Genomic DNA, 20,142 nt, shown 5'->3' on the forward strand with positions numbered 1-20,142 from the left:
CCTATTATTTATTTACCCACTAATAATTGCTTAAGCACACCTTGCAATAAAAAGACAACTACTGCTACCATTACAACATTGACTACCGCACTGCCACCATTAGTTAGTAAGGAATAAACCCAGGGATTCATCGATTTAGGAGCATAGATCCCCCAGACAATGCCACCTGCAATAAAATGACAGAAATACTTGCTAAAAACTGCTATTAAACTGCTCAACAACATGAAGCTAAATTGTCGTGTTTTATTATCTATACTCATTTGAATTTGGTGAGACCACAAGCCAGCAATACCTAAAACACCAAAGGCAATCGGATACTCTAGCAGTCCTTGCCAAATATTAACAATCTCACCCTTACTTAGGCCACGTAAAACCAAATCTAACAAACCCCAGACTACTCCAGCACTTACCCCAGCTCTAAACCCGCGCCGCCAAGCATAAATAATTAAAGGAATAATTCCATATTGAAATTGAAAAGATAATCCAATAGTATGGGGTAGATAAGTTAAGGCCATTGCTAAAGCCGCAATTATTGCCCCCTCAATAGTTACCGTTAATTTAGTTTTAGACATAAAAAAACACTCTCCTTGCTTGAATTACCTCGCAAAAAAGAGTGCCACTGCACCCATCACAAATCCCTACGCTTGTACTAACAAACAGGTTCCAAGGGTCTGAACTTAATCACTCTCAGCTTAATAGCTCCCCTTTTGCGATGATTATTCAATTATTTATTATTAACATACACTGAATTCATTCAAAGAGCAAGCGGTTTACTTAAACCAAGTTTTTAAATTAGCGTTATACTATGTTTAGTTGCCGTAATTTGGTACCTTGTTTCCAGAAAAACATAACTATGAAATTTTTGGTATAATTAAATTAGCAACAAGAAATTTTAGAGTTTGAGGAGAAAATGTGGACTTTCTAATTAATCTTTACCGACCATTCTTTGATCTGCACAATTGGCAAACGGTGATTACTTCGCCTAATGATTGGTTGTTAATCCTTTCATTAGTAATTATGGAATGCTTATTGTCAGTAGACAATTCCATTGTATTAGCAGCTCAAGCCCATACGCTTACCCAGCGTAAGCACCAAGAAGAAGCTTTATTTTATGGTATTTGGGGTGCTTTTGTCTTTCGTTTTCTAGTGATTGGAATTGGCACTTATTTAATTGAACTCTGGTGGATAAAAATCTTAGGGTCACTTTACCTAATCTATATGGCACTCCATTTTTTCTATGAAAAGTTGACCCACAAGAAAAAACATTTCAAAATGTTCAAAATTAAAGGCCTATCTCCAGTTTGGCAAGTGGTAATTTCTATTGAGTTTACTGATATTATGTTTTCTCTAGACTCCGTACTAACGTTAATTGCTATTTCGAATAATCCGGTCATCATTTTAATTGGCAGCATTGTTGGTATTATCGCCATGCGAGGTGTGGCAGAAGCTATCATGGGGTTAATGAATAAAATACCCGAATTGGAACCGATGGCTTATGCGCTCATCTTTTTTATAGCAATTAAACTCTTCTTAACAATTCCCGCTATTGATGTAGAAATACCAAACACCATTTTTACATTAGTATTAGTTATTGCTTTTATTATTACTTTCGCCATTCATTTTTGGCGGCGGCGCAAACAATAATTTAATATTGATCAAACTCTAAATTGCTTGTCGAATTCAGTCAAGTGATTTATTTTGTGTAATTTTCAAAGAAAGCGTTTTCTTTTCGAGGATAACTTTCTTAATAAAGAAAGGAAGTTGATTTAATGACTGAAGATACAGCTTGCGTAGAATTTCGCCATGTAACTAAGATTTACAATAAATCCCAATTACCAGCCGTGAGTGACATCAATCTAAAAATTGCTCGGGGAGCTTTTTGTTGCTTAATCGGCACCTCAGGATCAGGTAAAACCACTTTGATGAGGATGATTAATCGCATGAACCCAATCACTAAGGGAACCGTTTTGGTCAACGGCCAAGATGTTAAAAATCTTAATCCGGTCAACCTCAGGCGACATATTGGCTATGTTATCCAAAGCAATGGCCTAATGCCACATATGACTATCAAAGATAATATTACCATTGTCCCCCGACTCTTAAAGTGGTCCGAGGATAAAATTGAACAAAAAGTTCAAGAATTAATTCAACTGGCCGAACTACCAACAGAGTTTTTAAACCGTTATCCAGCTGAACTTTCGGGGGGACAGCAGCAACGTGTCGGCGTCCTGCGGGCTTTAGCAGCTGATCAGGACTTAATATTAATGGATGAACCCTTTGGAGCATTGGACCCCATTACTCGTGAAACTTTACAAGATTTTGTAAAAAAACTGCAAACACAGCTAGATAAGACGATTATTTTTGTCACTCATGATATGGATGAAGCCTTAAAATTAGCAACACAAATGGTAATTATGAATGAAGGCAAAGTCATTCAAGATGACACACCTGTAAATATCTTGCATCAGCCTGCTAATGAATTTGTCAAAAATCTTTTGGGGGAAGATCGCCTAGAAGAAGCCCAGCATTATACCGTCCAAGTAGGCGAAATCATGTTGACAGACCCCGTTAAGATTAATATTGGCGCTAGCTTAACTCAGGCCTTGTCAGTGATGAAAAACCGTCATGTAGACACACTTTTGGTTACTGATGATTCTAATCACCTCAAAGGCTTTATTAGCGTAAGTAAATTAGACAAGCGCTATCACCATGTTGACAGTGTTAGCGATATTTTGGAAACCAAGCTAGCTACGCTCCATCCTGATTCTTATTTGCGCGATTACGCTGGCAAAATTTTACAAGGAAATATGACCTATGTCCCCGTTGTTGATCACCAAGACAAGTTAGTCGGTATTGTTACGCGCTCAGCATTGGTGAACTTAGTTTATAGCACTATTTGGGGCAGTACAGAAGGTAATATTCAAGGAGCTGACAAGCATGAGTGATTTTTTAGCAGCACATGGTTCAGAATTAATTTTAAAAACCTGGCAACAAATTTATATTGCAGCAATTTCCTTAGGCTTAGGAATCTTAGTGGCCGTTCCTGCGGGGATTATTTTAGCTCATTTTCCTAAAGTTGCACAATTGGTGATGGGTATTTCTAGCATGCTGCAAACTATACCGGCTTTAGCTATTCTAGCCTTAATGATTCCTATCTTTGGTATTGGTGCCTTACCTGCAATTATTGCGCTATTTATTTACAGCCTAATGCCAATTTTAAGAAACACTTACATTGGCATGCAAGGAGTAGATCCCAATGTCGTCGATTCCGCCAAGGGTTTAGGAATGACCAATACTCAATTAACTTTCAAAGTGCAAGTTCCGTTGGCAATGCCAGTCATTATGGGCGGTATTCGCCTCTCAGCTGTTTATGTAATATCGTGGTCAACTTTAGCCTCATATATTGGTGCGGGCGGTCTCGGAGATTTTATTTTTAATGGTTTGGATTTATTCCAAACTGACCTAATCCTTGGCGGTACTATTCCAATAATTATTATAGCTATTTTGACCGATTATTTATTAGGTAAAATAGAACATAGATTATCGCCGATTCCAAAACAATGAGGAGGCTCTCAATGAAAAAATTTTTAACTAAGTTATTAATACTTTTTAGTATGATGTTCATCCTCATACCTTTATTAGCCGGTTGTACACTGCCGGGGTTGACTTCAGCACAAAGAAACAGCGATTCAGTCCGCGTAGCTGCTACTACTAGTACTGAATCACAAATTTTAGCTTATATGATTTCCGAATTAATTGAACATGAGACGAATTTACAAACCTCTATTGTAAATAACATGGGGTCAGCTTCAATGATGCATGAAGCTTTGGTGCGCAAAAATGCGGATATTCAAGCGACTTCTTTTAACGGTACAGAATTAACTGGTAATTTACAGTTGCCACCCACCAAAGATGCACACAAAGCCACCCGCATTGTCCGTCGTGAACTAAAAAAGCGCTATGATCAAACTTATTACCCGACTTATGGTTTTGCTGACACCTATGCCTTTATGGTTAAGCAAGCAACTGCACAAAAATATCATTTACAAACAGTATCCGACCTAGAAAAAGTAGCCCAACAATTTTCTGTGGGAGTAGATTCTATCTGGTTAAATCACAAAGGTGACGGTTATAAAGACTTTATTCGTTATTATGGTTTTGAATTCAAACGTGCCCATCCCATGCAGATTGGCTTAGTTTATTCAGCACTAGCAGCTAATAAAATGGATGTCGTTTTGGGTTATTCGACTGATGGCCGTATTGATAGTTATCATCTACAACAGCTTCAAGATAATAAGCACTTCTTCCCGCCCTATCAGTGTTCTTTAGTTGTAAATAACTACATGCTGCGTGAGCATCCCCAATTAAAGTCACTTTTGCATCGCTTAGACGGCAAAATTAACCTTCACACCATGCGACATTTAAACTATCAAGTTGATGATCAATTATTGGAACCACAAGTAGTGGCTCATCAATTTTTGGTACAACACAATTATTTTCGAGGTGATAAATAATGGCTCATTTAAACACTTGGCAACAATTAATCTATTACTATCAACATAATGGCCTGTATGTTTGGGAACAATTTAGCCGCCACTTTTTGGTATCTATTTACGGTGTTTTATTTGCCGCAATTATTGGGATTCCAATTGGCATTTATGTGGCTCGTAATCATCATCTGGCAGACTTTGTCATTAGTATTGCCAATGTAATTCAAACTATTCCTTCGCTAGCCTTACTTTCTATTATTATGCTGGGATTGGGCTTAGGAGTAAATACCGTAATTGTGACTGTCTTTTTATATTCGCTGTTACCTATTATTAAAAACACTTATACGGGCATGAGCAATGTTGATGCAAATATTATCGATTCTGGAAGAGGGATGGGAATGACTAAATGGCAAATTCTGTATATGATTCAGTTGCCCTTATCCTTATCAATTATTATGGCAGGAATTCGGAGTGCCTTAGTCATCGCGATTGGAATTACCGCTATCGGCTCCTTTGTAGGAGCTGGGGGACTTGGCGATATTATCACTCGTGGAATTAATGCCACTAATGGTGCTGCCTTAATCATTGCCGGAGCTTTGCCCACAGCCTTTATGGCAATTATCACTGATACAGTTTTAAACTTTTTAGAAAAATGGCTCCAGCCTGCTGCCCTAAAAAACTCCTAATTAGCACTCGATAATTTAGAGTGCTAATTACTTGCCTCTTTTTCTTCGAGGTACTAATATATAGTTGTACCAAGAAAGAAAGGAAGTAAGCAGTTATGGCAAACAATTTAATGAATCGTCGCAATGATATGTTTGATATGTTCAATAATATGGATCGTTGGTTCAATAATTGGGGCCCAGATTTCCCAGCTGCTAATATGAAAACCGACGTTTCTGAATCGCAAAAGGCTTATGATGTAGTCATTGACCTCCCCGATATGAATAAAAAAGATATTTCAATTACCTATGATAATGATATATTAACAGTCTCGGCTCATCGTAATTCTTTAAATCATGCCAGTGACAAAGACGGTAATTTGATTATGAATGAACGTTCTTATGGTCGCTTTAGTCGTCAATATCGGCTTCCAGATGTTGACCGGCAGCAAATTTCTGCCAAGTACGAAGATGGCACTTTAAAGATCAACTTACCAAAAACTCATGATTTACCAAATAACGATACTAAAATCCAAATTGATTAATAAACCATTTAAAAACGCATCCGCGGTTTAATACCGGAGATGCGTTTTTTCGTTTGGTGAAAGAGATTGACTTTAAATGATTGTACTTCGCTTTGTTGTAGAATTGCAGCTAACTGGCAACTTAAATGAAATTAAAATCCCTAATATCGCAATTACTATCATAAAATCAAATGTCCAGTGATAACCTATTTCAGTAGCTAATTGTGGGGATAAACCTCTATTAGTCGCTGTCAAGGATCCTAAACTTACAATAGTCATTGAAATGGCCGTGCCTAAAGAACCACCAATTTGGCGAATAGTCGAAGATACAGCATTGCCATATGCTGTGTCGGTTTCATCTAAAGCATTAATTCCAGCAGTAAAGGTCGTCATCATTGTTAAGGCAATCCCCATCATCCTAATAGCATAACTGAACACTATGAGTAAAATGGAAGTATGTGCCGTAAAAAAGGCCATTGGAATCGTACCAAGCAATAGAGCAATAAAACCTATAAAAGAAATAATTCTCACACCAAATTTATCAAACAAATAACCTGAAAGCGGGTTAAAAAGTCCCATAATAATTGCTCCAGGCATCATAATTAATCCTGTTGACAAGGCAGTTTCATTTCTAGTAGTCTGCAAGTATAATGGTAAGACTAATTCAATTCCCACCATTGCTAGATTACTAAGCGTACTAAGAGTGGTTGCCCAATTAAATTGACGATTTAAAAGCACCCTAATATTTAATAAAGGCTGCGTCAATTGAAGCTGTCGTTTGCCAAATAAAATCAAAAAGACAATCCCTATTAAAAACAAGACACTTTCAATTAACGTTATTTTACCAGTATTACCTATCTCAGAAAAAATAAAAAGAATCATCCCAAAACCCACAATTGCTTCAGCAAAAGAAAGCCAATCTAAATTGGTTTTATGAGGATTATTTATTTTATAAAACCCAAAAAAAGCACATAAAAAAACTATTGTACTAGCGACTGTCAAAATTATAAATAACATACGCCAATCATAATATTTTAAGATTATGCCAGAAATTGTAGGACCTACGGCAGGACCAAAAGCAATTACCAAACCCGTCATGCCTACAGCAACCCCACGTTGCTGTGGAGCAAATAACTTTAAGATAACGTTTTGAACAAATGGCATTAATGCTCCTGCTGCTACAGCTTCAATCAGTCGACCACCTAATAAAATATAAAAATTAGAAGCGGACAAACAAAGCAAGGAACCAATAATAAAAATAAATAACATTACTAAATAGCTGCGGCGCGTCGAAAAACGTTCAAAAATCCACGCCGATAGAGGTATCATCACTCCAACAATCAATAAATACCCCGTTGATAACCATTGAACGGTAGTTTGGCTCACTTGAAATGTGCGCATAATAGTAACTAAAGCATTATTTAAGAAAGTTTCTGCTAATAATGAAATGAAAGCTCCAGCCAACAAAATTATCATCATAATATTGCGCTTTTTAGTATTGATCTGCATAATATCCTCCATAAATATAGCATGCTACATGTTAAAATTATGAATTACTTTTTGTAAGATTTCAGTCAATTGCTCTTGCTCACTTATTGTCATGCCTAACGTGATCTTATGATTAACTTTAGTCATAATCTGATAAATATTCATAATATTATCACCAATTAAAGTTGAGCCTCTCGCAGACAAGGACAAAATGATTTGGCGTTTATCACTTTTTAATGTGGCAATATTAATCAAATTCCGCTGTTCTAAACGCTTGACAATGCTACGAATTGTTGGATGACTGATTGCAAAAACCTTTTCGAGTTCCTTTTGTGAAACCGTCCGGCTGCGCGCCTCATACAAATAAGTTAATAAAGCAACTTGGGTTCCCGTTAAATTAAATTCTGTAAACAAATTATGCATTTCGTGATTCAATTCTTTTTCTACTAATGTATTAGCAATTTTAATTAAAGGCCCTAGTTTGTTCATCTCATTAGTTTTCATAATCAACACCTCAAATACGTAGTTTACTACATATTTTCAAAATAGCAAGAATAATTCCAATTATAGTATCTATAACTTCTAATCTAATTTTGCTTCGTCCAAAACAAAAGCGTAAGCTTTCTTTAGAGGTGATTTTCATGAAAATTTTAATTGCAGCACCGCCGATTAATTTTGATTTGGCAAAAATCAAACAAAAAATTGCCAAAAATTTTAAGTCAGATGAATTCTTTTACTTAGATTCAGCCTTATCTGACCAACAATTAGAGCAAATAGAAGTATTAGTAGGAAATGACCAGCAGATTCTTGAAAAGATTCTGGCGCTGCCTAATAGTCATTTACGTTGGGTACAAGCTTTATCTGCCGGAATTGATTACCTGCCCTTAAAAAAGTTACAACAAAGTCATATTTTACTGACAACGTTAAAAGGTCTCCATGCTGAACCTATCGCAGAAACCATCTTAGGAATGATTCTCAGCAGTTATCGTGGAATAGTTAATTCAGCCCGCCACCAATCCTGGCAAAAGCCCCCAAGAAAATCCCATTTGATTAAAAATAAGCGTGTGGTCATTTTTGGTACAGGACATATTGGCAGCCGGACTGCAGAATTGTTGCAAGCCTTTGGAGCTCAGGTTAGCGGAGTAAACCATAATGGTCATCCTGCAGCTAATTTTTTACAAACTGTCAGCACTCAAGATTCCTTACAATTAGCAGCTGATGCTCAAATCATCATTAATACAATGCCCTTAACTAGTGCTACTAAAGATTATTTTAATGCTGGTTTCTTTAAGCATCTCACCAAGCAACCGCTATTCATCAGCATTGGTCGAGGTCCAAGTACCAATACCGCTGACTTAATTACTGCCTTAAAAAAACAGCAGCTAAGCGCTGCCGCTCTTGATGTGACGGATCCTGAACCCCTGCCAGCCGATAATCCCCTTTGGCAAATGGGTAATGTACTAATTTCACCACATATTTCTGGTATTTATTCGGAATATACTATGGAAGCAATAGAACTTTTTCATACAAATCTCCAGTATTTCCATCAGGATGGTACTGTTGCAATTAATCAAGTTGACTTTAACAAGGGTTATTAAATAATAATTATCTACAATCCCCTCAGTATTAAAATATATGAGTAAGACAAAAAACGACTGGAGCAATAATATTCCAGTCGCTTTTTAAATATTAAATTGACTTTGATAGTCGTTTTTATCTACTTTTGATCAGTTATAAGTTCTGATTTGGGGTGGGAGATAATTTTCTATGAAATCAAATATTTCAGTTAAAGAATCTGAAAACAACAATTTGTCTAACTCTCTAGCCGTTAAAAAATCCTTTGCTACCATTTGCTGAAACATTGTTTTTAAGGAATCATAATAACCACCTACGTTGTATAAAACACAAGGTTTAGTATAATCGCCTAAGCGTGTCCACGAAAAAGATTGCGAAATCTCTTCTAGAGTTCCAGGGCCGCCAGGAAGAGCAATACAGCCATCTGATAATTCTAGCATGCGTTGCTTACGTTCTGACATATCTTTAACTACTTGTAAATCAGCCAGCTCCACTAAAGCCGCCCCTCTTTGAACTAATTCTCGTGTTATTACTCCCTGAACTTGGCCTCCACTTTGCAAAACTCGTTTAGCTAAAAGACCCATTAAACCAACGCTACCCCCGCCATAAACTAACCCTAGATTATGTTCTACTAAATAATCAGCTAATTCTAGGGTAGCTTGTTGATAAATTTTATCATTGCCCATTGCTGCTCCACAATATACTGCAATATTTTTCATATCTTAACCCCTTAAAATTATTGGAAGATGTGATTATTATATTACAGTTTAACTTTGCAATAAATCGATTAAAAGAGTTCTATGTTAAAAAGTGCTAATACATTTTTTCTTTCCAACTAGATAAAAAAATTTCTAGTTGGTTTTTATTATTTATTAATCACCAATTAGGTAATAATCACAGTAACTTGATATAACTGTAATAAAAATATCACTATTAACAATACTATTTATTAAATTTATAAGTGTAACAGTTTAGTTATTATATAAAACTTATTCAAAATAATCTCGGTCAATATCATAAATCATAAATTGATTCTTCACACGTACACCTACAGAATATTTAATCATTAAATTAGCTAACATTTGTCCATTAACTAAAATAATACCCAATTTTTCTGCAGCGTTTTGTGCTCCTTGAGAAAAATCAGAAGTAGTAATAAAGACACCCCTATCAGCATTTTTTTCATCTAAAGCACCATGAAACTTTTGAATTTCTGGACGACCCACAATATTATTTTGGGAATAACGTTTAGCTTGCAAATAAATGGTCCGTGTACCTAATGGATCCTGATTAATAATACCATCAATACCGCCGTCATTACTGATTGAAGTTACTTTAGAGGAACCATTTTTACCTTTATACCCCATCTTACTAAGTAACTCAACAACTAAACTTTCAAAAAAATTAGGTGCATTATTCAAAATTAAGGTTAATAATTCCGTTGCCACTTGATTATTTAGTTCCTGAACCATTTGATCAATATCAGTCACATTATCAACGCTTGTAATTTCTTGGACGTTTGCTTGTTTTTGAGATATTACTGCTTGACGATGTTGGGAATATGCAGGTTGTCGATGTACAATTTGACGATTAATTTTAATTCCGTATTGTTTTAATAAATGTAAGCCTAAATGCGTAATTTGATAATGTCCCCTCTCAGGACGCTGCAACATTTTAGCTATAAACATGTCTGAGCAAGCCCAACCAACACGATCTTCAATAACTTTAGTAGTTTGCTTACTATTATCATAGGATTTTTGTCGCAATTGTGCTGGTAGGCCAATGCTATCAGCTACTGCATGTCTAATTTCTAGACCAGTACGTATTTGTCGATCTTGAAGATAAAGCAAAGTAGGGTAACACAAACCATCCCAAGTTGGCATACCATACTTTCCCAATTTTAATCTGTGATAATCAATCAGCAATTCCATTATTAAATCCCCATATGCATAATCTGTAGATTTTATTATTTATCAAAACATTTAAAAAGGTGCTATTTTGTCATCATTTTCCGTTTGTAAAAATTCATTCAATTTTAAAAGTACTAGCTCAGGCTCTAATTCAATAGCTCCCTGCTCATTGAGATTGTCAGCAAAAGTATGGGATCTTAGCCACTGCATTCCTCCTTGAGCATAGCTAATAAAAGTTCGCCAAATTTGCGCAATAATTTCGTCATTAGCTAATTTATCTAAATCCATATCATCTTGATTTAAAATAATCCCGTACACAAGGTCTTTTTGCACTGGAGAAAATTCTAAAGTATTAAACTTCGGGCCAGCAGGAGTAGACGGAGTTATTTTTTGATTTTGACGACATCCAATAATCATTGTCAAAAAAAAGATATCAGCTGTACTTAAATTAGCTTTTTGCAGAGTTTGATAATCCACCTTATATTCCACATCTAAAGTAATACTTCTATTTCCATCAAATAAATCTGCCATAATTTTCTCCTTATAAAATAAATGATAGAGAGCGTAACTCTTCAACACTGGTGGAACTAGCAGAAATTGGATTATTTAATAAATAAACTCGATCGGTAATCTTTTCCATTTCTGTTCTTGACTTAGAATCTAAATCTGATGTCTTTAAAAAGATAACCAATTGATCAGCCAAGTGGGATATGGAATTGAGGAGCTTATAATCAAAGTGTTCTGCTTCTTGGTCACATGGATGCATCATAAAGAATGATCCTATTTTTTCTGATTGTGTTTCCATAAATAATAAAGTAAAAGCTAAAATAAAGGCTATATTCATTGTCAGTTGTGGGTTAATTGTGATAGTGGACTGAATTTGCGATTCTAATTTACGGATAGTTTGTTGTAGTTTTAACAAATCTTGTAAATTCATTGTAGCTAAACTTTTTGCAGTCTGCTTTAAAAAGTTCGCTTGCTTTAACGGCACCAAAGATCGTTGTTGCTCGTATTCTCTTACTTCTTGCTTGATAGCCGCTAACTTAGTTTGTGCTTTTTGCAATTCATTATTTTCCAAATTTAACTGCTGTGTCCACTTATTTACTTCTGCTTTAATCTCGGAAACAATAGATTCCGAATCGGAAGTGTGCTGGTCTGCAGTAGGTTTATTCGCTAACCAATTTCGATATTCTTGGAGCGCTTGTGGCTGCTGTTTTTGAAAATAAGCGCGATTATGGCCTACTTGAGCTAATCCGGCTTCAATTTGATTTAAAAGAGCTGTTGAATTAATATCACTGAAGGTTGACTGCAATTCTTTCACATGATTTTGTTCGGGAGAATCGTCTTGAAGATCACTGCCGCATACATAGCATGTGTTATCTTGAAGAGTTTTTTCAAAAACGGCGGGAGCAATAGTTTCACTGCTATGGTGCCGCATCTCGCTTATTTTAAAGCGGATATTGGAGTCATAAATATCAAACAACTGATTAGCCCCTAAGCGCACCCACTCTGCCATTTGGGACATTTTAGCAGCAGTTAATTGTTGCCATTGTTGCTGATAATTAGCATTGTACTTTGCATGATTATGTTTATGGGCATACTGTAATTGTAATTGCCAAGCAATCGTTAATTGTCCTTGAGCTTGATTTTTTTTGTGTTCACTCAAAGAAATCTGCTGTTCCAATTGCTGGACTTTACGCTCTTGTTCATGTTGTTGCTGTCGCAATGAAGGTTGATTTATCCTCGTGTCATTACCGACTAGCCATTGAATTTGGTGACTAATTTTCTGAGCTAAAGTGACTGTTTCTTTACTATCATTAGCGGTAATTAATTTTTTGATATTTTGCTGCATTTTTACATTGAGTGTTTTAGTCGAATCAGCAGCGGTTAAGGCTTGCCAACTTTCTGTATCACACCACCAAAAGTTACGAAACTCTGCTGGAAAAATTGCCTGTAGTTTTTGATTAATATCTTTTTGGGTAGTGATAACTTCTTTTTTATTAGCTGTTGTAAGTTCAAGCCAGCATTTTTGTTGAGGACTATCACTGCGGATACGCCGGATAATATCATAATGAATTCCCGCTTGTTCAAATATTAATTCTACTTTAGCAATAACTGCTAACTTGGGGTGGGCATTTAAAGCGTCCTCATTAATCAACTGCTTATTATATTTTTCTAAATTAAAATCTGCTGTCCCCAATAAAGCAAATAAAATCGCACGAAAAATATCAGTTTGGCTTTCTGGATTAGATCCTAAAATAAGAGTTACATTTTGAGACGTATTTTCCGCAAAGTGTAAACTATGCCGATCTTGAAATTGCAGAAAATTAGTCATGATTAACTGGTTTAAATGCATTTTCTCCTCCTCATATCCTACAATGTCCATAATTTTTTTAAAGCTGGTTCATCCCCATGCTGGACAATAACATTATAAATTATAGTTGCATTAACTGGCTATTGAAGATTTTCTAAAATTGAACCTGACAGACCTGGATAAATTATTTACTAAAAATAACCAGTTAAAATATCTAAAATGAATGTTTTTTAATTAGTTATGCAATTACCCACCCTCTAATCAACAATTATAATAATTTTTTTATTTATGATGGTACTCCCTTAAAAATACCTTGACCATAATTGGTCCGCATATTAATACCAAACAAATAAAAAAGTTGGGTTAAATGCTGAAAAGCTAAAATATCAGTTAAATATAACTGTCGCAGCCAATCTAAGGGCAGCCATAGTTGCTCTTTTGCAGCTGCTTGATATGTATTAATTGTTAAATTGCAATTATTCGGGATAAAACTATCTCGCCAATGTTCAACCTGTTTTTTCGACCAAAAATCGGGAAAGAATATTCCTTCTTGCAAATTGCACACCTCATCCTCAAACTTCCTAAATTGATTATATAATAGCTAAAAAGCAAGTCAAATAAGCTTTAGAAATTACAAAAATGTCACAAAAGTTAATAATAAATAATTTTTATCACAGCATCATCATCTTATTTGCAAGGATAATTTCTTCTAACATTCCACTTTTTACCATATGCAAATTTATTATTGTAGGAATCACATCAAAAGCTTCACGTAAGGGATTTTTTGCTTGATCCCATCCCGGCCCATCACTAATCCATACAAATTTAACGTTAGACGTATCCTTTAAGCTAGTTTCATATAAACTCATAAATTCACCAGCTACTGCTTTTAATTTAGAACCTCCACTGCCATAGAAATTAGTTTCAATTATCGTAACTGAATCTTGTTTCGTATTATAAACTGCGCCATCATACCGGCGTCCCCCTTTTTTTCCTGATTGCAACATTTCTGGAACTTTAATTCTCCAATGACTTTCAATATTTTTAGCCGTAGCTTGCGTGATAAATTCTAAATTAGAATTAAATTTAGTAATTGCTTTTAAATTTCTAGATAAAATCAATTCATTTTGAGCACCACTGCGATTCTTGCGGCCATTGGTATCAAGTCCTACTTGAACTCCCAAAAGATAATCAACCAATGACTCTTTTAAGCCCTTACTCAAAAAATGTAATAAACCTGTTTCTTCCATAAAATCTAAATATTGATTAAGTTTATGCAAATCCGGATGAGAAAAATCAACAGTATAAGTAGACATTTTATTGTCTTTTTCTAAAGTCAAAACGTCCATTTTTAAATCCCTGCTAGCTAATAATATTGGGATGCTTTTCAACAATTGTGGCTGTTGTTGAAATAATTTATACGCTATTTCTTTAATATTATCTTTGCCGACTAAATAATTTAAGGTATTTAGATTCAGTTCATGTTCTTGCATATTAGACATCACATTATCCCAATTTACCCAATATTTCGGTGTTCTATTAGTTATAAAACGAGTTTTTAAAAAATACGCAAATTTATCGTCATTTTTCATATGCAGATATTGGACAAGATTCATTTAATTTTACCTACTTTTTCATTTTTAAAATCTTGAATACGTTGTTGTGCGATTTTTAAATACTCTAAAGAATTATCAACACCAATACTTTTAATTCCCAATATTTTACTAGCAACAATAGTAGTCCCACTGCCAACAAAAGGATCTAATATTGTCATATTTTGATTAGCACTGGCTTGAATCATTCTAATTAATATTGAAAGAGGTTTTTGGGTAGGATGTTTGCCAAACCTTTTTTCACTACGACTAATAGTTGATGTTTGCCACACATCCTTCATTTGCTTCTGGTTATTTAACTTTCTCATTAAATTGTAATTGAATACTTGCTTTCCCTGTTCTTTTTTGGCCCACAAAATAGTTTCAGTTGAATGAGTAAACATTCTTCTACCTAAATTGGGAGCAGGATTCGTTTTTTGCCAAGTAATATTATTTAGTAATTTGAAATTATATTTAGGTAACAAATATCCTAGGGTATAAATATTGTGCATTGTACCAAATAACCATAAGGTACCATTAGCAGTTAATATTCGGTAAAATTCTTGAAGCATCAGACGATAAAAGTCTTCAGGAGATTTTGTCTGATCCCATTTACCCTTATTGACACTAACCATTTTGCCGCCAGAATTACTGATTCCACCATTGCTTAAAAAATATGGTGGATCAACAATAATCAAATCAATTGTTTGGGAAGCTAATTTTTTTAAATAATCGAATGTATCACTATAAATTAAAGTAGCTAAATCATCCTGATAAATTGTTTTCATACTTCACCTAATAACTAGTAATAATTACTTCATTAATCTTTCCACGTTTTTGGGCATTAGAATTAATAGCTCGTCTAGCTTGTACTATATGAATATTGGCATTCTTATATAAAGAACGTGTTAAAGCAGTATCAGAATTACTTAACATAACCTTTACATCGCGCCGCGCAAGATCAAAGAATGTTTGGCAAAGGCGTTTTTGATCTTCTAAAGTAAAATCATCTTTAGTATACGAAGTAAAATTAGCAGTCGATGTTAAAGGAATATATGGAGGATCAAAATATACTAAATCATTTTTTTGAGCAGAAGCGACCGCTTTTTGGAAGTCACCACACAAAATTTGTATATTAGCTTGCTGAAAATAATTACTGACACGTAAAATATCGTCACGATTTACAATATTAGGGTTTTTATATTTTCCATAAGGGACATTAAACTGTCCTTTTTTGTTTACTCGATATAAGCCATTAAAATCTACTCGCAGCATATATAACAAACGTGCCGCCCTTTGGATGGGCGTTAATTGCTGCCAAATTTCACTGCGATCCCAATTTCTCACATATAAATAGTATTCCTTAGAGTTATTATCCTGATGCTTTTGTAATTCTGCCAATAAGCTCAGCGGATGATCCTTAATTACCCGGTAAACATTTATTAATTCCTGATTATTATCATTTATAATTGCTTTTTGGGGAGCCAAAGCTAACAATAATGCGCCACCACCAATAAATGGTTCAAAATAAGAATTAAAATCTTGAGGTAAATGCTCAATTAATTTGGACACTAGTTGTCTTTTACCTCCTACCCACTTAGTAACAGGCTTTAAATTATTTGCAATTATCATCAAAATCCCCTTTATTAAACTTCTAGTTAATATAATATCATCAAATATACCAAATATTTTGTTCTAAAAACTTTTTAGTAGCGTTTCTGTAATTATTACTTTAAGCTGGTGATTAAATTGTATTTAAAACCTTACTATATGGATCAACATTCCACTCTTATTTTACATGATATTTTTGAATTTTTATCGCATATGAAATCCCAAACTATGGATCTAATCTTTGCTGAGACACCTTACTTTTTAATCAATAGTGGAATCACTAATTCTGGCGGTCGAATGGTTAGCGTCAATAAAGGGAAATGGGATCATGTTAATTCTTTTGCTGAACATCATACTTTCAACTTATGTTGGATTAAATTATTCAAAAAATTTTGCCCATTCTACTGAAACTATATTATGGGCACGTAAAAAGACAGCCACAAAGCAGTGCTTTAATTAACAACAAATGCGTGTTCTAAATCACAATCGACCAATGACCGACGTTTGGAATGGATCTGCTGTCACTACAGTCGAAAAACAATATGGTTACCACCCGACTCCAAAGCCAGAACATTTATTGTATAAAATTATTTTAGCTTCTACAAATCCTAATGCTTATGTTTTGGATCCCTTTATTGATTCAGGAACTACTGGCGTAGTTGCCAAAAAATTAGGAAGGAATTTTATTGGTATTGATCAAGAGAAAGAATATCTTAATTTTCAATTCCAGAGAATATTTGGTCATAAAAAGTGCCTCACAAACGTTAGTATTTGTCTAACAATTATGAGGCACTTCATTCCTGCAGAGTACTTATTTTATGAAATTTTGCTTATATTTAGTGCTATGCTAATCAAATATTAAAGCAACTTACCTATTAGTCTAATAAATATACCTTACTTTCATATGGACGTAAAGTCATACCCAGATCATCCTTGTAATTACTAATTAACAAATGACCCTTTAGCTCCTCGTTATACTCGCGTTGTAATTTACTATCAGTAAAATTACTAATAACTAATAATTTTTGATTATTGTAAATTCGTTCATAAGCAAAAACTTCTTCATCTTGTGGATCTAATAAATTATAGGAACCTAAGCGGATAATTTCATATTGATGACGTAATTCAACCAATTTTTGATAATGATAAAATACAGATTCCTTATCACTTAAAGCTTGTTTTACATTGATAGTAGGATAATTATCATTCAATCGATACCAAGGTGTCCCCTCAGTAAAACCAGCATTATTACTATCATCCCATTGCATTGGAGTTCTTGCATTGTCACGTGAAATACTTGCAAGATATTTCAACATAGTTTGTGAATCTGTTATAGCTTCTTTTTCTACTAAATCATGATAAATATTTAACGATTCAATGTCTTCATATTGGTCAATTGAAGTTAGATGAGCATTTGTCATACCAATTTCTTCTCCCTCATAAATATAAGGGGTGCCTTGCATCATATGCAAAGTAGTTCCCAACATTTTTGCGGCATTTATTCGATATTTAGGATCATCATTCGCAAAATGAGAAACTGCACGCGGTCTATCATGATTATTCCAATACAGGCTATTCCAAGCTTTACCATTTAATTTATTCTGCCATTTCGAAAGAACCTGCTTTAATTCGACTAAATTAATTGGTTCATCATTCCATTGACCAAATCGTGGATCTGGATTAGCACCCAATGAGACATGTTCAAATTGGAAAACCATATTTAATTCTTTACGATCTAATCCAGTATAATTAATAGCATCCTCTGGAGTTACATTAGGCATTTCACCAACGGTCATAATGTCATACTTCGATAAAACTTCGCGATTCATTTCTTGTAAAAATTCATTCAAACGAGGACCATCTGCAACAGCCGCCTGAGAATTACTATATTTAGCACCAGGAACGCATGGATAATCTGGTAGTCCTTCAGGCTTAGAAATAAAATTGATAACATCCATACGGTAACCATCAATTCCCATATCTAACCAATAACGCATTATCTCATAAACGCTTTGACGTACTTGAGGATTTTCCCAATTTAAATCTGGCTGGCCTTCAGCAAACAAATGCAAATAATACTGTTTTCTTTCTGGAACATATGTCCATGCTGAACCGCCAAACGAAGAACCCCAGTTATTAGGTTCATGCCCATTTACAGGATCTCGCCAAATATAATAATCAGAATATTTATTAGAGCGAGATTTACGGCTGGCTTTAAACCAGTCATGCTGATCTGAAGTATGATTAACAACCAAATCCATAACTAACTTCATATTTTGTTCATGCAAGGTATTTAATAGTTGTTTAAAATCTTTTAAACTACCATATTTGCTAGCAATATTCCGATAATCACTTATATCATATCCATTATCTTGATCTGGTGAATCATAAATCGGATTGAGCCAAATAACATCAACTCCCAATTTTTTTAAATACGGAATTCTATCTTTAATACCTTGAAGATCACCAATACCATCATTATTACTATCTTGAAAACTACGAGGGTATATTTGATAAACAACTGCATTTTTCCACCAATTACTTTGTTTCATAACAATTAACCTCCAAATTATTTTAATAATTAGAATGAATTACGTTAACTACTACAGCCCCTAATAACATAGCAATTCCACCTACAATCAACATATTAGGCATTGAATTATGCAACATTGGAAAAATAGCAAAACTTAAAAGAGATGCTATAATTTGCGGCAGACATATACCGCAATTAAACAATCCTAAATAAGCGCCTTCATTTTGCCCATTCAAAGATTCAGTAAATAATGAAAAAGCTTCCGTCTGCATAGTCAAATAGCTAATACCAATAAGAATAAAAGGTATTATAAGTAAATATTGATCATGAATAAAAGCAGTCCAGATAAATCCTATACCACCAATAACTAAACCAATTTTAAACCATAGCTTTCTTTGTGAGGGTTTTGTTTTGGATAAAACTAAAAAGCCCCAAATTACTGCTGCCAAAGATTCTACACAAGATAAAATACCGAACCAATTGCCGGCAGCCTGATAACCAGCAGAAGACGGATCACTAGTGTGCCAAACATTTTGTGCGATTGCTCCCGTACTATAGGTCCATAAATACTGAAAAGCAAACCAATCGAATAATTGTACCAAAGATACTTCCCAAAAAGCTCTAGGAGCAGTCTTAACTAGTTTCCATAAACTAACTTGCTTCGATAAGTCATGCTCTTTAATATGGTGATATTTCGCATAATCAGCAGGGTTATATTCATGAACTGAAAATATTGTCCAAAATGATGTTATAAGTAAAATTGCTGCACCAATATAAAAAGTTAATTTAACTGAAAAGGGAACTTCTCCTTTTGGAGCAACATTTGCAACTCCTAATAATGTCAATACAAAAGGTAGTATAGTTGCTAAAACTCCTCCTAAATTTGAAAACGATTGTTGCCAAGACCAGGCTAAATCTTTTTGATCTTCATTTACCATATCACCTACAATCATTTTAAAAGGCTGCATACAAACATTGGATGAGAGATCCATAAACAATATAGTTATAGCTCCAAAAATAAGAGCTCCTAAAGATGCATATCCTAATCCAAACGAACCTACATTGGGCAAAAGAACCATGACTAATGCAGCAATTGGAGCGCCAAATAAAAGATATGGCATCCTTCTTCCAAATTTATTCCATGTAATATCAGAATATTTTCCAACTAGCGGCTGAACGATCATTCCCGCTAATGGTGGAAATATGAAAAAGAAACCTAACTTAGTAGGATCTGATCCAATTGTTTGAAAAATACGACCCATTTGTGAAGATTGAAGAGAAAAAGCCATATTAACGCCAAAAAAACCAAATGTCATTGCAAAAATAGTTGATAATTTTAGAGTTGGCAAATTAGCTTCATTATCCTTCAACTCTTGTCCAGAACTACTTTTATTCATTCCTATCTTCCTTTCAATTCAACATAGTAAACGTTTAACATAAATG

Annotated in this window: 20 protein-coding genes, 1 pseudogene and 1 riboswitch; of the genes and pseudogenes, 8 read left to right on the forward strand and 13 right to left on the reverse strand. The window is 34.5% G+C overall.

Going from position 1 to position 20,142, the window contains the following annotated elements; genetic code table 11:
* Positions 1-8: 8 nt before the first annotated feature.
* Positions 9-572 (reverse strand): energy-coupled thiamine transporter ThiT, encoded by a 564-nt coding sequence (gene thiT / locus EQ827_RS00085; RefSeq protein WP_181188947.1) that lies wholly within the window; start codon positions 570-572, stop codon positions 9-11.
* A 46-nt stretch (positions 573-618) separates the two neighbouring features.
* A riboswitch (TPP riboswitch) is annotated at positions 619-716 on the reverse strand.
* Between the two features lie 196 nt (positions 717-912).
* Here thiT and EQ827_RS00090 point away from each other — a divergent pair.
* The 6 genes from EQ827_RS00090 (at position 913) to EQ827_RS00115 (ending at position 5,697) form a co-directional block, all read left to right on the forward strand.
* The gene (locus tag EQ827_RS00090) at positions 913-1,644 is read left to right on the forward strand and encodes a TerC family protein (RefSeq protein WP_181188948.1); all 732 of its coding nucleotides are present in this window, start codon (positions 913-915) and stop codon (positions 1,642-1,644) included.
* Between the two features lie 125 nt (positions 1,645-1,769).
* Positions 1,770-2,945, forward strand: coding sequence for an ABC transporter ATP-binding protein (locus EQ827_RS00095; RefSeq protein WP_181188949.1), 1,176 nt, complete (start codon positions 1,770-1,772; stop codon positions 2,943-2,945).
* Positions 2,938-3,564, forward strand: a complete 627-nt coding sequence (locus tag EQ827_RS00100) for an ABC transporter permease (RefSeq protein WP_181188951.1) — start codon at positions 2,938-2,940, stop codon at positions 3,562-3,564. Before EQ827_RS00095 ends, EQ827_RS00100 begins: the two co-directional genes overlap by 8 nt.
* An 11-nt stretch (positions 3,565-3,575) precedes the next feature.
* Positions 3,576-4,514 (forward strand): osmoprotectant ABC transporter substrate-binding protein, encoded by a 939-nt coding sequence (locus EQ827_RS00105; protein ID WP_181188952.1) that lies wholly within the window; start codon positions 3,576-3,578, stop codon positions 4,512-4,514.
* A complete protein-coding gene (locus tag EQ827_RS00110; protein WP_181188953.1) occupies positions 4,514-5,176 on the forward strand; it encodes an ABC transporter permease in 663 nt (220 codons plus the stop codon). The genes EQ827_RS00105 and EQ827_RS00110 overlap by 1 nt, the downstream gene beginning before the upstream one ends.
* Before the next feature lie 95 nt (positions 5,177-5,271).
* Complete coding sequence (locus EQ827_RS00115) at positions 5,272-5,697, forward strand: Hsp20/alpha crystallin family protein (protein WP_181188954.1); 426 nt, start codon at positions 5,272-5,274, stop codon at positions 5,695-5,697.
* A 72-nt stretch (positions 5,698-5,769) separates the two neighbouring features.
* Here the strand turns inward: EQ827_RS00115 and EQ827_RS00120 are convergent, their stop codons facing one another.
* Both EQ827_RS00120 and EQ827_RS00125 read right to left on the reverse strand, forming a co-directional pair.
* Positions 5,770-7,185, reverse strand: coding sequence for an MDR family MFS transporter (locus EQ827_RS00120; RefSeq protein ID WP_258231757.1), 1,416 nt, complete (start codon positions 7,183-7,185; stop codon positions 5,770-5,772).
* A gap of 24 nt (positions 7,186-7,209) precedes the next feature.
* The gene (locus EQ827_RS00125; RefSeq protein ID WP_181188956.1) at positions 7,210-7,668 is read right to left on the reverse strand and encodes a MarR family winged helix-turn-helix transcriptional regulator; all 459 of its coding nucleotides are present in this window, start codon (positions 7,666-7,668) and stop codon (positions 7,210-7,212) included.
* 137 nt (positions 7,669-7,805) lie between these two features.
* On the opposite strand from EQ827_RS00125, the gene EQ827_RS00130 reads away from it, so the two are divergent.
* Entirely contained in the window at positions 7,806-8,762 is a 957-nt protein-coding gene (locus EQ827_RS00130) for an NAD(P)-dependent oxidoreductase (RefSeq protein WP_181188957.1), read from the forward strand.
* A 129-nt stretch (positions 8,763-8,891) separates the two neighbouring features.
* Here EQ827_RS00130 and EQ827_RS00135 read toward each other — a convergent pair whose 3' ends face one another.
* From EQ827_RS00135 to EQ827_RS00170, 8 genes are all read right to left on the reverse strand, one after another.
* Positions 8,892-9,458, reverse strand: coding sequence for an LOG family protein (locus tag EQ827_RS00135; RefSeq protein ID WP_181188958.1), 567 nt, complete (start codon positions 9,456-9,458; stop codon positions 8,892-8,894).
* A gap of 270 nt (positions 9,459-9,728) precedes the next feature.
* Complete coding sequence (locus EQ827_RS00140) at positions 9,729-10,670, reverse strand: restriction endonuclease (protein ID WP_181188959.1); 942 nt, start codon at positions 10,668-10,670, stop codon at positions 9,729-9,731.
* Positions 10,671-10,721: 51 nt separating this feature from the next.
* Positions 10,722-11,180 carry a hypothetical protein gene (locus tag EQ827_RS00145; RefSeq protein WP_181188960.1) on the reverse strand — a complete coding sequence of 153 codons (459 nt, stop codon included), beginning with the start codon at positions 11,178-11,180 and terminating at the stop codon, positions 10,722-10,724.
* A 10-nt stretch (positions 11,181-11,190) separates the two neighbouring features.
* On the reverse strand, positions 11,191-13,005 hold the full coding sequence (locus EQ827_RS00150; RefSeq protein WP_181188961.1) for an AAA family ATPase: 1,815 nt from the start codon (positions 13,003-13,005) through the stop codon (positions 11,191-11,193).
* Positions 13,006-13,249: 244 nt separating this feature from the next.
* The gene (locus EQ827_RS00155; protein ID WP_181188962.1) at positions 13,250-13,519 is read right to left on the reverse strand and encodes a hypothetical protein; all 270 of its coding nucleotides are present in this window, start codon (positions 13,517-13,519) and stop codon (positions 13,250-13,252) included.
* Between the two features lie 115 nt (positions 13,520-13,634).
* Positions 13,635-14,579: a type II restriction endonuclease gene (locus tag EQ827_RS00160; RefSeq protein WP_181188963.1), complete on the reverse strand. Its 945-nt coding sequence runs from the start codon at positions 14,577-14,579 to the stop codon at positions 13,635-13,637.
* On the reverse strand, positions 14,576-15,343 hold the full coding sequence (locus EQ827_RS00165; protein WP_181188966.1) for a DNA-methyltransferase: 768 nt from the start codon (positions 15,341-15,343) through the stop codon (positions 14,576-14,578). The genes EQ827_RS00160 and EQ827_RS00165 overlap by 4 nt, the downstream gene beginning before the upstream one ends.
* A 7-nt stretch (positions 15,344-15,350) precedes the next feature.
* Complete coding sequence (locus EQ827_RS00170) at positions 15,351-16,187, reverse strand: DNA adenine methylase (RefSeq protein ID WP_181188968.1); 837 nt, start codon at positions 16,185-16,187, stop codon at positions 15,351-15,353.
* A gap of 138 nt (positions 16,188-16,325) precedes the next feature.
* Between EQ827_RS00170 and EQ827_RS00175 the strand changes: the two are divergent.
* Positions 16,326-16,902: pseudogene (locus tag EQ827_RS00175) on the forward strand (DNA-methyltransferase); the annotation flags it as partial.
* Between the two features lie 139 nt (positions 16,903-17,041).
* Here EQ827_RS00175 and EQ827_RS00180 read toward each other — a convergent pair.
* Both EQ827_RS00180 and EQ827_RS00185 read right to left on the reverse strand, forming a co-directional pair.
* Complete coding sequence (locus EQ827_RS00180; RefSeq protein WP_181188969.1) at positions 17,042-18,718, reverse strand: glycoside hydrolase family 13 protein; 1,677 nt, start codon at positions 18,716-18,718, stop codon at positions 17,042-17,044.
* A 22-nt stretch (positions 18,719-18,740) separates the two neighbouring features.
* Positions 18,741-20,096 (reverse strand): SLC45 family MFS transporter, encoded by a 1,356-nt coding sequence (locus EQ827_RS00185; protein ID WP_181188970.1) that lies wholly within the window; start codon positions 20,094-20,096, stop codon positions 18,741-18,743.
* Between the last annotated feature and the right edge of the window lie 46 nt (positions 20,097-20,142).

The sequence above is a fragment of the Bombilactobacillus bombi genome (assembly GCF_013607485.1).
GTDB classification, from domain to species: domain Bacteria; phylum Bacillota; class Bacilli; order Lactobacillales; family Lactobacillaceae; genus Bombilactobacillus; species Bombilactobacillus bombi_A.

What these genes read in the sequence shown, in the direction of transcription:
- thiT (WP_181188947.1), bottom strand. Translation starts at nt 572, where the DNA reads ATGTCTAAAACTAAATTAACGGTAACTATTGAGGGGGCAATAATTGCG.
- EQ827_RS00095 (WP_181188949.1), top strand. Translation starts at nt 1,770, where the DNA reads ATGACTGAAGATACAGCTTGCGTAGAATTTCGCCATGTAACTAAGATT.
- EQ827_RS00100 (WP_181188951.1), top strand. Translation starts at nt 2,938, where the DNA reads ATGAGTGATTTTTTAGCAGCACATGGTTCAGAATTAATTTTAAAAACC.
- EQ827_RS00105 (WP_181188952.1), top strand. Translation starts at nt 3,576, where the DNA reads ATGAAAAAATTTTTAACTAAGTTATTAATACTTTTTAGTATGATGTTC.
- EQ827_RS00110 (WP_181188953.1), top strand. Translation starts at nt 4,514, where the DNA reads ATGGCTCATTTAAACACTTGGCAACAATTAATCTATTACTATCAACAT.
- EQ827_RS00115 (WP_181188954.1), top strand. Translation starts at nt 5,272, where the DNA reads ATGGCAAACAATTTAATGAATCGTCGCAATGATATGTTTGATATGTTC.
- EQ827_RS00120 (WP_258231757.1), bottom strand. Translation starts at nt 7,185, where the DNA reads ATGCAGATCAATACTAAAAAGCGCAATATTATGATGATAATTTTGTTG.
- EQ827_RS00125 (WP_181188956.1), bottom strand. Translation starts at nt 7,668, where the DNA reads ATGAAAACTAATGAGATGAACAAACTAGGGCCTTTAATTAAAATTGCT.
- EQ827_RS00130 (WP_181188957.1), top strand. Translation starts at nt 7,806, where the DNA reads ATGAAAATTTTAATTGCAGCACCGCCGATTAATTTTGATTTGGCAAAA.
- EQ827_RS00135 (WP_181188958.1), bottom strand. Translation starts at nt 9,458, where the DNA reads ATGAAAAATATTGCAGTATATTGTGGAGCAGCAATGGGCAATGATAAA.
- EQ827_RS00140 (WP_181188959.1), bottom strand. Translation starts at nt 10,670, where the DNA reads ATGGAATTGCTGATTGATTATCACAGATTAAAATTGGGAAAGTATGGT.
- EQ827_RS00145 (WP_181188960.1), bottom strand. Translation starts at nt 11,180, where the DNA reads ATGGCAGATTTATTTGATGGAAATAGAAGTATTACTTTAGATGTGGAA.
- EQ827_RS00150 (WP_181188961.1), bottom strand. Translation starts at nt 13,005, where the DNA reads ATGCATTTAAACCAGTTAATCATGACTAATTTTCTGCAATTTCAAGAT.
- EQ827_RS00160 (WP_181188963.1), bottom strand. Translation starts at nt 14,579, where the DNA reads ATGAATCTTGTCCAATATCTGCATATGAAAAATGACGATAAATTTGCG.
- EQ827_RS00165 (WP_181188966.1), bottom strand. Translation starts at nt 15,343, where the DNA reads ATGAAAACAATTTATCAGGATGATTTAGCTACTTTAATTTATAGTGAT.
- EQ827_RS00170 (WP_181188968.1), bottom strand. Translation starts at nt 16,187, where the DNA reads ATGATAATTGCAAATAATTTAAAGCCTGTTACTAAGTGGGTAGGAGGT.
- EQ827_RS00180 (WP_181188969.1), bottom strand. Translation starts at nt 18,718, where the DNA reads ATGAAACAAAGTAATTGGTGGAAAAATGCAGTTGTTTATCAAATATAC.
- EQ827_RS00185 (WP_181188970.1), bottom strand. Translation starts at nt 20,096, where the DNA reads ATGAATAAAAGTAGTTCTGGACAAGAGTTGAAGGATAATGAAGCTAAT.